We start from the raw sequence: 14,312 nt of genomic DNA on the forward strand, positions 1-14,312 counted from the left end.
GCTGCCGTCCCTGTGCCAAACGCCCAAATCAGCTCAAGGCTTCTCGACAATGCCGAAATCTGTTGACCGTATTCCGCCGATGCCGCGTATTCAGGCCATTGATCCACGGCGTTCCGAGCAGAGCTGGGAGAGCGCGCCGCAATTGCTCGCGGCGCTCAACGGCGCCCGCCTCGGCGCCTGGTACTGGGACATCGAGCGCGGGCAGATCAGTTGGTCGCGCGGCACTCAGGCCTTGTTCGGCTTCGATCCACGGCAACCGCTGCCGGAAGACCTGGAATACCTCGACCTGCTGCCACCGGAAGACCGGGCGAAAACCATCCGTGCCTTCCACGCCGTAATCGCCGGCGCACCGCTGGAACAGGCGATGCACCACCGCATCCGCTGGCCCGACGGCAGCCTGCACTGGCTGGAGATCAACGGCAGCCTGCTGCCGGACAAACACGGCCGGCCCCGAATGATCGGGGTGATCCGCGAAATCACCCACCAGCGGCAACGAGAACAGGCACTCAGCAGCTCCGAAAAACGTTTCGCCACGCTGTTTCACCTGTGCCCGAACATGGTGCTGCTGACCCGACAGGAAGACGGCCTGATCAGCGAGGCCAACCAGTATTTCGAAAGCCTGTTCGGCTGGCCGGTGCAGAGCGCCATCGGTCGCACCACCCTGGAACTGGGTCTGTGGGTGCATCCCGAGCAACGGGCGGAGCTGGTCAAGAAGACCAAGGCCAAGGGCGAGCTGATCAGCATGGAGGTGCAGTTCCGCGCCAGTAATGGCCAGATTCACGACGGCATCCTCAGCGCGCAAAAGGTCGAACTCGAAGGCCAGCCGTACCTGCTCAGCACCTTTCTCGACACCACCGAACGCAAAGCCGCCGAACATGCCCTGAAAGACAGCCAGGAACGCCTCGACCTGGCGCTGGATTCGGCGCAGCTCGGCACCTGGGACTGGCACATTCCCAGCGGCATGCTCTACGGCTCGGCCCGGGCTGCGCAATTGCACGGGCTGGAGCCGAAACCGTTTCATGAATCGTTCGAAGAGTTCTTCGAGGGCGTCCCCGGCGAAGAGCGCGACAGCATGCGCGACGCCTATCGCAGCCTGCGCGAAGGCCCGGCCGGCAATTATCAGCTGACTTACCGCGTACAACTGCCGGACGGCAGCTCGCGCTATCTGGAAAGCCGCGCTCGCCTCTATCGCGACGACAATGGCGTGCCGCTGCGGATGGCCGGCACCCTGCTGGACATCACCGATCAGGTTGAACGCGAGCAACGGCTGGTGGCTTCGGAAGAGAAATTCGCCACGCTGTTCCAGGTCAGCCCCGACCCGATCTGCGTGACCCGACAGGAAACCGGGGAATTCATCGAGATCAACTCCAGTTTTTCCCAGACCTTCGGCTGGAGCGCCAGCGATGTGATCGGCCACACCGCCGAAGAAATCGGCTTGTGGGACGCCTCGGCGAAAAGCCTGCAACGCATCGAACGGGTGATCCGCGAACAGGGCCTGAGCAATGTCGCGATCATCGTCCAGCACAAGGACGGTCAGTCGCTGACCTGCGTGATTTCCAGCCGCCAGATCAGCGTCGGCAACCAGCCGTGCATCGTCACCACGTTGCGCGACATCACCCAGCAACAGCGCTCGGAAGCGGCGCTCAAGGCCAGTGAAGAGAAATTCGCCAAGGCGTTCCACTCCAGCCCCGACGCGATCACCATCACCGAGCGCGATACCGGGCGCTATCTGGAGGTCAACGACGGTTTCTGCCGCCTCACCGGCTATCGTGCCGACGAAGTTGTGGGCAAAACCGTGTATCAGGTCGGCATCTGGGCCGAAGAAAAACAGCGCTCGGCACTGCTCGCCGAACTGCAGATCAAGGGCCGCGTACATCATCAGGAAATGCTCGGGCGCAACAAGCGCGGCGAGATCCTGACGGTGGAAGTCTCGGTCGAACCGATCACCCTCAATGAAACCGCGTGCCTGTTGCTTACGGCCCGGGACGTCAGCCTGCTGAAGAACGCCGAAGCGCAGATCCGCCATCTGGCCTATCACGACCCACTGACCAACCTACCCAACCGCGCGCTGTTGATGGATCGCCTGAGCCAGCAGATCGCCCTGCTCAAGCGCCACAACCTGCGCGGTGCGCTGCTGTTTCTCGATCTGGATCACTTCAAGCACATCAATGACTCGCTGGGGCACCCGGTCGGCGACACGGTGCTGAAAATCATCACCGCACGGCTTGAGGCCAGCGTGCGCATGGAAGACACCGTGGCGCGGCTCGGTGGCGACGAATTCGTGGTGTTGCTCAGCGGGCTGGAAGGCACGCGCAACGAAGTCAGCGCCCAGGTACGCGAGCTGGCCGACACCATTCGCGAACTGCTGTCGGAACCGATGTTCCTCGACGGCCAGCGCCTGCAAGTGACGCCGAGCATCGGCGTGGCGCTGATCCCCGATCACGGCTCGACCCCGACCGATCTGCTCAAACGCGCCGATATTGCGCTGTACCGGGCCAAGGACTCCGGGCGCAACACCACGCAGATGTATCACAACACCATGCAGAAAGCGGCCAGCGAACGGCTGCGCATGGAGACCGACCTGCGTCTGGCGCTGTCCCGGGGCGAATTCGACGTGCACTACCAACCGCAGATCGACGCCCAGGACAACCGCATCATCGGCGCCGAAGCGCTGGTGCGCTGGAACCACCCGGAACTCGGCGCGCAATCGCCCACCGAATTCATCAAGGTGCTGGAGGACAGCGGGCTGATTCTGGAGGTCGGCACCTGGATCCTCGATGAGGCGTGCGAAGCCTTCAAGCAACTGATCGCCGAAAAGCTGATCGATCCCCTGGCCTTCAGCCTATGCGTAAACATCAGCCCCCGGCAGTTCCGCCAGAACGACTTCGTCGAGCGCATCGAGCGCAGCATGAGCAGCCACGGCCTGCCCTGCTCCTTGCTGAAACTGGAAATCACCGAAGGCATCGTCATCCAGAACCTGGAAGACACCATCAGCAAAATGCGTCGTCTGAAAAAGCTCGGCGTGAGTTTTGCCATGGACGATTTCGGCACCGGCTATTCATCGCTGACGTATCTGAAACGATTGCCGGTGGACACGCTGAAGATCGATCAGTCATTTATCCGCGACGCCACCACCGACCCCAACGACGCCGAAATCATCCGCGCCATCGTTGCCATGGCCCGCAGCCTGGAACTGGAAGTGATCGCCGAAGGCGTGGAAACCCCGGAACAGCTGGCCTTCTTGCAGGGGTTGGGTTGCCATCTGTATCAAGGATATTTGCACAGTCGGCCGTTGCCGCTGGAGGGGTTGAAAGGATTGCTGGAATGACGGACACAAAAAAGGGCGCCTTTCGGCGCCCTTCTTCTCGGTCGGCTTATTGCAGAGCCGGCTTCTGCACCCCATTGATCGGGATGCGTTTGGCTTTCGCCTCTTCCGGGATCACGCGCAACAGGTCGATGCTCAACAGACCGTTGCTCAGGCCGGCGGCCTTGATCTCGATGTGATCGGCCAGGCGGAACGACAGCTTGAATGCACGCTGGGCGATGCCCTGGTGCAGGAAAGTGACGCCTTCATTGGCATCACGCTTGCCGCCACTGATGGTCAGCACGCCTTTCTCGACTTGCAGGTCCAGGTCTTCTTCCTGGAAACCGGCTGCCGCCACGACGATGCGGTATTGATCGTCACCGTGTTTTTCGACGTTGTAAGGCGGATAGGTGCTGCCTGGCTCGTTGCGCAGGGCGGTTTCGAACAGGTCGTTGAAACGGTCGAAACCCACCGAGGAACGGAACAGTGGAGCGAGGGAAAATGCGGTACTCATGGTTCAAATCTCCTGAAAACAATCAGCAAGGTTTTTTGTCTCCGCGACCCGAATTCGGCATCGCGTAACCCTTAGATAGGGACCTGCGTTTTATTTTCAAGAGATCGTTTGAAGATTTTTTCAGGCGGCTTCGGCGACCGGCAAACCCAGCAAACGCGAGACCTGATCCGGCTCGGTCTCCCGGCGCAGCACGGTAAACAGCTCGACGGCCTCGGGATAATTGCGGGTCAACATGGCCAGCCATTGCTTCAAACGGCCCGGCGATTGGCGTGGCGTCATCTGCGCCTTGGCTTGCAGCCAAAAGTCCTGGATCAGTGGCATCAGCTCGGCCCAGGTCATCTCGACGACTTCCTCGCCGGCACGAGCGGCAGCGATCTGCTTGGCCAGATCAGGACGCGAAACCAGACCGCGACCGAGCATGATGTCTTCCACGCCACTGATTTCCCGACAGCGGCGCCAGTCTTCGACGCTCCAGATGTCGCCGTTGGCGAACACCGGCACCTTGACCACGTCCTGCACGCGCGGGATCCACTCCCAATGCGCCGGCGGCTTGTAGCCGTCAACCTTGGTCCGGGCGTGAACCACGATGTGCTCGGCACCGCCCTCGGCCAGCGCCGTGGCGCACACCAGCGAGCCGTCCGGGCTGTCGAAACCCAGGCGCATCTTGGCGGTAACCGGAATGTGCGCGGGTACGGCGCGACGCACGTGCTCGACGATCTGGTTGAGCAGCTCCGGCTCCTTGAGCAGCACCGCGCCGCCACGGGATTTGTTGACCGTTTTTGCCGGGCAACCGAAGTTCAGATCGATCACTTCAGAACCGAGCTCGCAGGCCAGCGCCGCGTTTTCCGCCAGGCACACCGGATCGGAACCCAGCAATTGCACGCGCAGTGGCACGCCGGAAGCGGTGCGCGCACCGTTGAGCAGTTCAGGGCCGAACTTGTGGAAATAGGCCGGGGTCAGCAACTGGTCGTTGACCCGAATGAACTCGGTCACGCACCAGTCAATACCGCCGACACGGGTCAGGACATCGCGCAGGATGTCGTCGACCAACCCTTCCATCGGCGCCAGAGCAATTTGCATGGGAAACACACACTCAAGGAAAAACGTGCGGCAGTTTACTGGGTTTCGCGGGTTAAACCCATGTCCGCCGTCTGTATGGCCGGGCCGTAGCCTTCGATGAACTCGGCGGGCATACGCTTGGGCCTGCCGGTGGACAGTTCGATGCAGACGAAGGTGGTCTGGGCGCGCAGCAGCGTGGCATTGTCGCTGGGGCGAATCAGCTGGAAGTGACGGGTCATTTTCAGGCGCTGATCCCAATCGACAATCCACGTCGCCAATTGCAGCTCGTCGCCTTCATAGGCGGCTGCCAAGTAATCGATTTCGTGGCGCACAACGGCCATCGCCCGATCCAGACGCCGATACTCGACCAGATCCAGACCCAGGCGCTGCGAGTGGCGCCAGGCGCAGCGCTCGAGCCAGGTCACGTAGACCGCGTTGTTGGCGTGGCCCAGCCCGTCGATGTCCTCGGCGCCCACTTGCAGATCAATGGTAAACGGCGTTGCCCGATCCCAGCCCATGCCCTACTCCCGGTCAAATGATTCAACCGGGGCAGTGTAACGGATGACTACGCCGATTGCCGCGCCTGAAGGCTGCGCCCGGCCAGCAGTGATAACACGCCATCAATCACCCGAGGGTCAGCCAATACGCGCTGATGGCCGCCGGCTTCGAGGCGCAGCAGTCGGCTGTCGAACCAGGATTCGTGGATAAGCTGGGATTCCTTGACCGAGACGAAGGTGTCGTCTTCGGCATGCACGATCAGGCCCGGCATATCCAGTTGATAGTGGGCGACATCGAGAGTGGCGGCACGCATGCCGACGTCCTGTTCAACCTGACGAATGAACGCGGAACGAGCTCTGGGTGGCATGCCGACGTAGCGGGCAAATCCGCGCAATACCCCGAGAATCCGCGCTGGAGCGGCGATGCTCACCAAGGTTTCAGTGCGCAAGCCCAGTTGCACGGCGAGCATCGCGCTGGCACCGCCCATGGAGTGGCCGATGACCGCTTGCAACGGCGGCAATTCGGCAGCGGCTTCAAGCATCGCCCGGGCGAACAACACCACGTTGGCTTCGCGCCCCGGCGAGCGACCGTGGGCCGGGCCATCCAGTGCGACAACGGTGTAGCCCGCTTCGACCAGCGCGGTGATCAACGCGGCAAACTGGGTGGGCCGCCCTTCCCAGCCGTGCATCAGCAAAACCGTCGGGCCTTGCCCCCAACGCAGGGCCGAAAGACCGAAACGCAAGGTGATGCGCTCGGATTTGGCCAGCAGCGGCAATTCCCAGTCCCGCGGTGTATTCGCGCGCGGCGTCATGAACGCCAGCCGCATTTTGCTCGCTACCAGTTTCGGTGCGAACCAGCCCAAGGTGCCATTAACGCCGCGAACCCACTTCAACGTGCTCATCGCTCTCTCCTCGGGCTTGTAGCCTTCAAGTCAACGCACTGCCGACTTGGCAGCGCGCAGCAATCGATCGGATAAATCCCCAGGCCCCAACGCCCTCGCGAGCGCCAGGCCACCCACCATCAAGGCCACGTCGGCCAACGCTTTGTCGGTGTCTTCCGGCGTTGCGGCCAACTGCGCAATCATCAATTCCAGGTGTTCGTTCAACGCGATCCGGAACGCCTCCGGCAGACGGCCCAGCTCACCAATGGAGGCCGGAATCGGACAGGCCGAATCGCTGGAATCGCGATGCTTGCGCGACAGGTAGAACGCAGCCACCAGGGCGCGGCGCTCTTCACCGGTCAGCTCGCTGTCCATGTCGGCAATCAGGTCGCGACGGCGACCGAGCAATTGCTTGAACGCCTCAAGCATCATTGCGTCCTTGCTTTCGAAGTGGGCGTAGAAGCCACCGACGGTCAGGCCGGCCGCCCCCATCACTTCGCCCACGCTCGGTTCAGCCGGGCCGCGCTGGATCAGTGCAGCACTGGCGGCCTTGAGAATGCGTTCGCGGGTTTGAGCTTTCTTGTCGTTCATCGTCGCCTCCGAATATTACGATAGCAATATTATTCTCATAATAATAATCCGCAAGTCACAAGCGTGACCGCTGGTCTGAAGCACAGTGTTGAGGAAAAAGAGGATTTGGCCAAACGCCAGACAAACAAAAGGGCCATTCAATAATTGAATGACCCTTATAAAATCCCGCAGAGCGGGTAATCGTGGCGTCCCCTAGGGGACTCGAACCCCTGTTACCGCCGTGAAAGGGCGGTGTCCTAGGCCACTAGACGAAGGGGACACAAACCTTCTATACAACTGATCAGCGCTGAGTACTGATCGATTCAAGGCCGGTGTGGCCAGACCTTGAACTGTAAATTGGTGGAGCTAAGCGGGATCGAACCGCTGACCTCCTGCATGCCATGCAGGCGCTCTCCCAGCTGAGCTATAGCCCCGGATTTTTCGCCTCTCGGCGGAGCGACATCTTGCAACATCGCTTCTGTAAAACTGGCGTCCCCTAGGGGACTCGAACCCCTGTTACCGCCGTGAAAGGGCGGTGTCCTAGGCCACTAGACGAAGGGGACGCAAACCCTTCTATACAACTGATCAACGCTGAGTGTTGATCGCTTCGAAGCCGGTGTGGCCAGGCTTCGAAGTGTAAATTGGTGGAGCTAGACGGGATCGAACCGTCGACCTCTTGCATGCCATGCAAGCGCTCTCCCAGCTGAGCTATAGCCCCTCATCGTTGATGTCATCGCTGAGGACGGGGCGAATCTTAAGGGCGTATCGAAAGGCTGTCAAACTTATTTTTGAAAAAATTCAAAATTTTTTGTCGGCATTACAATCACTTACCGCCCTCCCCCGTAAATTCGGGGGAAAACACCGAAGGACAGGATCAAAAGATCCTGACCTTCGGCGCGTCCTGCAGAGTCAAACGCAATCAGGCGATGGCGCCCAACAGCTTTTCCCACTCTTTGTTTTCTTTCTTCGACACGCCGCCCAGCAGGTCAATCGCCTGGCGCAGACGGAAACGGGTCAGGTCCGGCCCGAGGATTTCCATCGCATCGAGCACCGACACCGAACTCGCCTGCCCCGTGATCGCGGCAAACATCAACGGCATCGCGTCACGCAGCTTCAGCTCAAGGGATTCGACCACCGCCTGAATCGTCGCGGTGATGCTGTCCTTCTCCCACTGACGCAGGCTTTCCAGCTTCCACAGGATCAGTTGCATCAACTGACGAACCTGATCGCCCGAAAGCTTTTTCGATTCGAACAGCTTGGCATCCGGATTCACGCCACCGGCGAAGAAGAACCCAGCCAGCGGTGCAACCTGACTAAAGGTTTCGACACGGCCCTGAACGTGCGGCGCGATCTTCATCATGTATTCGGAGTTGAATGCCCACTTCTGAACGCGAGCGGCGAACTCTTCCACCGGCAGATCACGCAGCCACTGGCCGTTGAGCCACGACAGTTTCTCGATATCGAAAATCGGCCCGCCCAGCGACACACGCTTGAGGTCGAAGTTGTCGACCATTTCCTGCAGCGAGAACTTCTCGCGCTCGTCCGGCATCGACCAGCCCATGCGGCCCAGGTAGTTGAGCATCGCCTCAGGCATGAACCCCATGCGCTCGTAGAACGTCACCGACGTCGGGTTCTTGCGCTTGGACAGCTTGCTCTTGTCCGGGTTACGCAGCAGCGGCATGTAGCACAGCTCCGGTTGTTCCCAGCCGAAGTACTCGTAAAGCAGGATCAGTTTCGGCGCCGACGGCAGCCATTCTTCGCCACGCAGAACGTGAGTGATGCCCATCAGGTGATCGTCGACCACGTTGGCCAGGAAGTACGTCGGCAGGCCGTCGGTCTTCATCAGCACTTGCATGTCCATGCGATCCCACGGGATCTCGACGTCGCCACGCAGCATGTCCGGCACCACGCAGACGCCTTCGCTCGGCACTTTCATGCGAATCACGTGCGGCTCGCCGGCAGCCAGGCGACGGGCGACTTCTTCCTTGGACAGCAGTAGTGCACGGCCGTCATAGCGCGGGGTTTCGCCGCGAGCCATCTGCTCGGCGCGCATCTGGTCCAGCTCTTCGGCGGTGCAGAAGCACGGGAAGGCGTGGCCCATGTCGACCAGTTGCTGGCAGTACTTCTGGTAGATGTCGCCGCGCTCGCTCTGACGGTATGGGCCGTGCGGGCCGCCGACGTCCGGGCCTTCGCTCCAGTCGATGCCCAGCCAGCGCAGGGCGTCGAAGATCTGCTGTTCGGACTCGCGGGTCGAACGCAACTGATCGGTGTCTTCGATCCGCAGGATGAACTCACCGCCGTGCTGCTTGGCAAAGCAGTAGTTGAACAGTGCGATGTAAGCGGTACCTACGTGGGGATCCCCGGTAGGCGATGGCGCGATGCGAGTGCGGACGGTGGTCATGGCATGTCTCGAAAAGAATGAAAAGCAAAGAACGATCAAGCGGCGAATGGTAACAGGCGACACCCGCCCCGCTCCAGCGGGCAGGGCATTTAAGCCAAGGTTGCGTCTGGAACGCCCGTTGGCCGTGGTGAATGGCCGAATATCAACAGACGGCATTTACCGTTCATCGGCTGTATGCCAGATTCGCCTGCTGATAACTTTCCTTACAATTCCTCGACTACAGTTTGCCCATGCCTGCCCAACTCAAGCGTCGCCTGTTCATTTTCCTGTTGCTGGTCCTGTTGATTGCCGGGGGCTTTTTCGCCCATTGGTTTTTCAAGGGACGCTTTTATGAAAGCACCGACAACGCCTATGTCCAGGGTGAAATCACCCGCGTGTCGAGCCAGTTGAGCGCGCGCATCGACGAAGTCCTGGTGCAGGACAACCAGCACGTGGAAAAAGGCCAGTTGCTGATCCGTCTCGAAGGCGATGACTTCCGCCTCGCCGTCGATCGCGCCAACGCCGCCCTCGCCACTCGCGAAGCCGAGCGCCTGCAAGCCCAGAGCAAGCTGACCCAGCAAGCCAGCCTGATTGCCGCCAGCGACGCGCAGGTCGCCACCACTCAGGCGACGCTCGGTCGCTCGCAGGTGGATTTGTCGCGGGCGGAAACCCTGCGCAAACCCGGCTACGTCTCCGAGGAGCGGGTCACCACCCTCTCCGCCGATGCCCACATCGCCCGCTCGCAAGTGGCCAAGGCCCAGGCCGATGCGCAGAGCCAGCGCCAGCAAGTCAACGCGCTGAACGCCGAAATCAAACGCCTCGATGCACAGATCGCCAACGCCCGCGCCGACCTCGCCCAGGCCGAACTGAACCTGACCCGCAGCGAAATCCACGCGCCGATCAGCGGCCTGATCGGCCAGCGCGCCGCACGCAATGGTCAAGTGGTACAGGCCGGCGCCTATCTTTTGTCGATCGTTCCGGACGAAGACATCTGGGTCCAGGCCAACTTCAAGGAAACCCAGATCGGTCACATGCAGCCAGGCCAGAAGGCCGAGCTGCTCTTCGACGCCTATGGCGATACACCGATCGAAGCCCGGGTCGACAGCCTGTTCGCTGCCTCCGGCGCGCAGTTCAGCCTGTTGCCGCCGGACAACGCCACCGGCAACTTCACCAAGGTCGTGCAGCGGATTCCGGTCAAGCTGACCTTCAAGGCCGATAACCCGCTGCACGGCAAGATCCGTCCGGGCATGTCCGTCACCGCCACCGTGAACATCAAAGACACCCCTGACAATGGCCGGTGATTCACTGATCCGCCCGGTCGGCGAACCGACCCGGCGGGACTGGATCGCGGTGATGAGCGTAATGCTCGGCGCCTTCATGGCGGTGCTCGACATCCAGATCACCAACTCCTCGCTCAAGGACATTCAGGGCGCGCTGTCGGCGACCCTGGAAGAAGGCTCGTGGATTTCCACCTCTTATCTGGTGGCGGAAATCATCATGATTCCGCTGACCGCCTGGCTGGTGCAGTTGCTGTCGGCACGCCGGCTGGCGGTGTGGGTGTCGCTGGGGTTTCTGATTTCCTCGCTGCTGTGCTCGATGGCCTGGAGCCTGGAAAGCATGATCGTGTTTCGCGCCATGCAAGGTTTTACCGGCGGCGCGCTGATCCCGCTGGCGTTCACCCTGACCCTGATCAAACTCCCTGAACATCACCGCGCCAAAGGCATGGCGATGTTTGCCATGACCGCCACTTTCGCCCCGTCCATCGGCCCGACCCTCGGCGGCTGGCTCACGGAAAACTGGGGCTGGGAGTACATCTTCTATATCAACATCCCGCCGGGACTCATCATGATCGCCGGGCTGATGTACGGGCTGGAGAAGAAAGAAGCGCATTGGGAGTTGCTGAAAAGCACCGATTACACCGGCATTCTCACGCTGGGCATCGGCCTCGGTTGTTTGCAGGTTTTTCTTGAGGAAGGCCATCGCAAGGACTGGCTGGAATCGAGCCTGATCGTGACGCTGGGCAGCATCGCCCTGCTGAGCCTGATTACCTTTGTGATCGTGCAGATTTCCAAGCCCAATCCGCTGATCAACCTCGGGATCCTGCGCAATCGCAATTTTGGGCTGTCGAGCATTTCCAGCCTTGGCATGGGCGTCGGGCTGTACGGTTCGATCTATCTGCTGCCGCTGTACCTGGCGCAGATCCAGAATTACAACGCCCTGCAGATCGGCGAAGTGATCATGTGGATGGGCGTGCCGCAGCTGTTTCTGATTCCGCTGGTGCCGAAGCTGATGAAGTTCGTCTCGCCGAAATGGCTGTGCACGATCGGTTTCGGCCTGTTCGGGCTGGCGAGTTTTTCATCCGGGGTGCTCAATCCGGATTTCGCCGGGCCGCAGTTCAATCAGATCCAGATTATCCGCGCCTTGGGTCAGCCGCTGATCATGGTGACCATTTCGCTGATCGCCACGGCGTACATCCTGCCGCAGGACGCGGGCTCGGCGTCGAGTCTGTTCAACATTTTGCGCAACCTCGGTGGAGCCATCGGCATCGCCCTGCTCGCGACGCTCCTGGATGCGCGCACCAAGACCTACTTCGATTACCTGCGGGAAGCGGTGGTGCCGACCAATCCACAGGTGGCCGAACGTTTGGCGTCGATGACCGATCGGTTCGGCAGTGACACGGCGGCGTTGGGCAAGTTGAGCGAGATCGTTCATCAGCAGGCGCTGATCATGGCCTACAACGATGCGTTTCATTTTGTCGGGATTGCGCTGGGGGTCAGCATGCTGGCGATTTTGCTGACCAAGAAACTGCCCGCCGGACTGAAGGCCGGCGAGGCACATTAACCTTGAGCGGACGCAGAGCGTCCAGGGCTGCATTCCCACGCCGAGCGTGGGAACGATCAGTCAGACGGCCAAAAGCCGCTCACGCAACTTGGCGATTTCGTCGCGCATCTGCGCGGCCGCTTCGAACTCCAGGTCGCGGGCCAGCTGGTACATCTTCTCTTCCAGTTGGCGGATGCGCTTGGTGATCTCGCTCGGCGAGCGCAGTTCGGCTTCGTACTTGGCGTTCTCTTCGGCGGCCTTGGCCATGCCTTTGCGCTTCTTGCTGCGCGAACCGGGCACGGTGGCGCCTTCCATGATGTCGGCGACGTCCTTGAACACGCCCTTCGGCGTGATGCCGTTGGCCAGGTTGAAGGCGATCTGCTTGTCGCGACGGCGCTCGGTCTCGCCAATCGCCCGCTCCATCGAACCGGTGATGCGATCCGCGTAGAGAATCGCCCGGCCATTGAGATTACGCGCCGCGCGGCCGATGGTCTGGATCAGCGAACGCTCGGAACGCAGGAAACCCTCCTTGTCCGCATCGAGAATCGCCACCAGCGACACCTCCGGCATGTCCAGGCCTTCACGCAGCAGGTTGATCCCCACCAGCACATCGAACGTGCCCAAACGCAGGTCGCGGATGATCTCCACCCGCTCGACGGTGTCGATGTCCGAGTGCAGATAACGCACGCGCACGCCGTGATCGGCCAGGTAATCGGTCAAGTCTTCCGCCATGCGTTTGGTCAGCGTGGTGACCAGCACTCGCTCCTCCACCGCCACACGCTTGGTGATTTCCGACAATAGATCGTCGACCTGGGTCAGCGCCGGGCGCACTTCAACCTGCGGGTCGACCAGACCGGTCGGGCGCACCACTTGCTCGATCACCCGTCCTGCGTGCTCCGCTTCGTAGTTGCCGGGCGTGGCCGAGACGAAAATGGTCTGCGGACTCACCCCTTCCCACTCGTCGAAGCGCATCGGCCGGTTATCCAGCGCCGATGGCAAGCGGAAGCCGTACTCCACGAGTGTTTCCTTGCGCGAACGGTCGCCCTTATACATCGCGCCGACTTGCGGCACGCTGACGTGGGATTCGTCGATCACCAGCAAGGCGTCGGCCGGCAGGTAATCGTAGAGCGTCGGCGGCGCCGCGCCAGCCGGACGACCCGACAGGTAGCGCGAGTAGTTTTCGATGCCGTTGCAGTAGCCGAGCTCGAGGATCATCTCCAGGTCGAACCGGGTGCGCTGCTCCAGACGCTGGGCTTCCACCAGTTTGTTGTTGTTGCGCAGGTATTCGAGGCGCTCCTGCAACTCGACCTTGATCCCCTCGATGGCGTCGAGCAGGGTTTCCCGGGGCGTCACGTAGTGGCTCTTCGGGTAGAACGTGAAGCGCGGCAGCTTGCGGATGACCTCACCGGTCAGCGGGTCGAACGCGGAAATACTTTCCACCTCGTCATCGAACAACTCGATGCGGATCGCTTCGAGGTCGGATTCCGCCGGGTAGATGTCGATCACGTCGCCGCGCACCCGGAAGGTCGCACGGGCGAAATCCATGTCGTTGCGGGTGTATTGCAGGTCGGCCAGGCGCCGCACCAGCGCACGCTGGTCGAGCTTGTCGCCGCGATCGACGTGCAAGACCATTTTCAAATAGGTTTCCGGGCTGCCCAGACCGTAGATGCACGACACCGTGGTGACGATGATCGCGTCCTTGCGCTCAAGCAATGCCTTGGTCGCCGACAGGCGCATCTGTTCGATATGGTCGTTGATCGACGCATCCTTCTCGATGAAGGTGTCGGACGACGGCACGTAGGCTTCGGGCTGGTAGTAGTCGTAGTAGGAAACGAAGTACTCGACGGCGTTGTTCGGGAAGAACGACTTGAACTCGCCGTACAACTGCGCAGCCAGGGTCTTGTTCGGTGCCAGCACCAGCGTCGGACGCTGCACCTGGGCGATCACGTTGGCGATGCTGAAGGTCTTGCCCGACCCGGTCACCCCGAGCAGCGTCTGGTGCGCCAGCCCGGCTTCGATGCCTTCGACCATCTGGCGAATGGCTTCGGGTTGATCGCCGGCGGGGTCGAAACGGGTGACGAGCTGGAATTCAGACATAAACACCTCTGGAATCGCGCCGCTGCGGGCAAACCGCAGCACCACGAGAAAGACCGCAAACGACCGATGTCGCGCAAGGAAAAACGAAGATTGTGCTGAATGTGGAGCCGATTGCCTCGCCTTTCAAGGCAAACGTCCTACATCCGGTAAAGTCTCCGACAGATCCATTCGACTAACGGTCGAGAAATAA

The 14,312-nt window shown here is 61.0% G+C and carries 10 protein-coding genes and 4 tRNA genes; 3 read left to right on the forward strand and 11 right to left on the reverse strand.

Annotation, left to right across the window (positions count from 1 at the left end; translation table 11 throughout):
- Positions 1–49: 49 nt before the first annotated feature.
- A complete protein-coding gene (locus AC1RT4_RS21795) occupies positions 50–3,328 on the forward strand; it encodes a bifunctional diguanylate cyclase/phosphodiesterase (protein WP_127797479.1) in 3,279 nt (1,092 codons plus the stop codon).
- A 46-nt stretch (positions 3,329–3,374) separates the two neighbouring features.
- Here the strand turns inward: AC1RT4_RS21795 and AC1RT4_RS21800 are convergent, their stop codons facing one another.
- From AC1RT4_RS21800 to gltX, 10 genes are all read right to left on the reverse strand, one after another.
- Entirely contained in the window at positions 3,375–3,818 is a 444-nt protein-coding gene (locus AC1RT4_RS21800) for an Hsp20 family protein (protein ID WP_007956437.1), read from the reverse strand.
- Between the two features lie 120 nt (positions 3,819–3,938).
- Positions 3,939–4,898: a tRNA dihydrouridine synthase gene (locus AC1RT4_RS21805; RefSeq protein ID WP_127797474.1), complete on the reverse strand. Its 960-nt coding sequence runs from the start codon at positions 4,896–4,898 to the stop codon at positions 3,939–3,941.
- Positions 4,899–4,933: 35 nt separating this feature from the next.
- Complete coding sequence (locus tag AC1RT4_RS21810; protein WP_011333342.1) at positions 4,934–5,395, reverse strand: acyl-CoA thioesterase; 462 nt, start codon at positions 5,393–5,395, stop codon at positions 4,934–4,936.
- Positions 5,396–5,442: 47 nt separating this feature from the next.
- A complete protein-coding gene (locus AC1RT4_RS21815) occupies positions 5,443–6,276 on the reverse strand; it encodes an alpha/beta fold hydrolase (RefSeq protein ID WP_262157889.1) in 834 nt (277 codons plus the stop codon).
- Between the two features lie 30 nt (positions 6,277–6,306).
- Complete coding sequence (locus AC1RT4_RS21820; RefSeq protein WP_011333341.1) at positions 6,307–6,846, reverse strand: TetR/AcrR family transcriptional regulator; 540 nt, start codon at positions 6,844–6,846, stop codon at positions 6,307–6,309.
- A gap of 183 nt (positions 6,847–7,029) precedes the next feature.
- Positions 7,030–7,105: transfer RNA gene (locus tag AC1RT4_RS21825), tRNA-Glu, on the reverse strand.
- A 78-nt stretch (positions 7,106–7,183) separates the two neighbouring features.
- Positions 7,184–7,259: transfer RNA gene (locus AC1RT4_RS21830), tRNA-Ala, on the reverse strand.
- Between the two features lie 53 nt (positions 7,260–7,312).
- Positions 7,313–7,388: transfer RNA gene (locus AC1RT4_RS21835), tRNA-Glu, on the reverse strand.
- 79 nt (positions 7,389–7,467) lie between these two features.
- Positions 7,468–7,543, reverse strand: a tRNA-Ala gene (locus tag AC1RT4_RS21840).
- Between the two features lie 201 nt (positions 7,544–7,744).
- Entirely contained in the window at positions 7,745–9,226 is a 1,482-nt protein-coding gene (gltX, locus tag AC1RT4_RS21845) for a glutamate--tRNA ligase (protein ID WP_007956429.1), read from the reverse strand.
- Positions 9,227–9,456: 230 nt separating this feature from the next.
- On the opposite strand from gltX, the gene AC1RT4_RS21850 reads away from it, so the two are divergent.
- Together AC1RT4_RS21850 and AC1RT4_RS21855 are read left to right on the forward strand one after the other, a co-directional pair.
- Complete coding sequence (locus tag AC1RT4_RS21850) at positions 9,457–10,506, forward strand: HlyD family secretion protein (RefSeq protein ID WP_493087785.1); 1,050 nt, start codon at positions 9,457–9,459, stop codon at positions 10,504–10,506.
- On the forward strand, positions 10,496–12,046 hold the full coding sequence (locus AC1RT4_RS21855) for an MDR family MFS transporter (RefSeq protein WP_493087787.1): 1,551 nt from the start codon (positions 10,496–10,498) through the stop codon (positions 12,044–12,046). The genes AC1RT4_RS21850 and AC1RT4_RS21855 overlap by 11 nt, the downstream gene beginning before the upstream one ends.
- A 60-nt stretch (positions 12,047–12,106) precedes the next feature.
- Here AC1RT4_RS21855 and uvrB read toward each other — a convergent pair whose 3' ends face one another.
- Positions 12,107–14,122 (reverse strand): excinuclease ABC subunit UvrB, encoded by a 2,016-nt coding sequence (gene uvrB, locus AC1RT4_RS21860; RefSeq protein ID WP_007956424.1) that lies wholly within the window; start codon positions 14,120–14,122, stop codon positions 12,107–12,109.
- Between the last annotated feature and the right edge of the window lie 190 nt (positions 14,123–14,312).

Source organism: Pseudomonas sp. GW821-FHT11D10 (assembly GCF_058808435.1).

What these genes read in the sequence shown, in the direction of transcription:
- AC1RT4_RS21855 (WP_493087787.1), top strand. Translation starts at nt 10,496, where the DNA reads ATGGCCGGTGATTCACTGATCCGCCCGGTCGGCGAACCGACCCGGCGG.
- gltX (WP_007956429.1), bottom strand. Translation starts at nt 9,226, where the DNA reads ATGACCACCGTCCGCACTCGCATCGCGCCATCGCCTACCGGGGATCCC.
- AC1RT4_RS21800 (WP_007956437.1), bottom strand. Translation starts at nt 3,818, where the DNA reads ATGAGTACCGCATTTTCCCTCGCTCCACTGTTCCGTTCCTCGGTGGGT.
- AC1RT4_RS21850 (WP_493087785.1), top strand. Translation starts at nt 9,457, where the DNA reads ATGCCTGCCCAACTCAAGCGTCGCCTGTTCATTTTCCTGTTGCTGGTC.
- AC1RT4_RS21820 (WP_011333341.1), bottom strand. Translation starts at nt 6,846, where the DNA reads ATGAACGACAAGAAAGCTCAAACCCGCGAACGCATTCTCAAGGCCGCC.
- AC1RT4_RS21805 (WP_127797474.1), bottom strand. Translation starts at nt 4,898, where the DNA reads ATGCAAATTGCTCTGGCGCCGATGGAAGGGTTGGTCGACGACATCCTG.
- AC1RT4_RS21810 (WP_011333342.1), bottom strand. Translation starts at nt 5,395, where the DNA reads ATGGGCTGGGATCGGGCAACGCCGTTTACCATTGATCTGCAAGTGGGC.
- AC1RT4_RS21815 (WP_262157889.1), bottom strand. Translation starts at nt 6,276, where the DNA reads ATGAGCACGTTGAAGTGGGTTCGCGGCGTTAATGGCACCTTGGGCTGG.
- AC1RT4_RS21795 (WP_127797479.1), top strand. Translation starts at nt 50, where the DNA reads ATGCCGAAATCTGTTGACCGTATTCCGCCGATGCCGCGTATTCAGGCC.
- uvrB (WP_007956424.1), bottom strand. Translation starts at nt 14,122, where the DNA reads ATGTCTGAATTCCAGCTCGTCACCCGTTTCGACCCCGCCGGCGATCAA.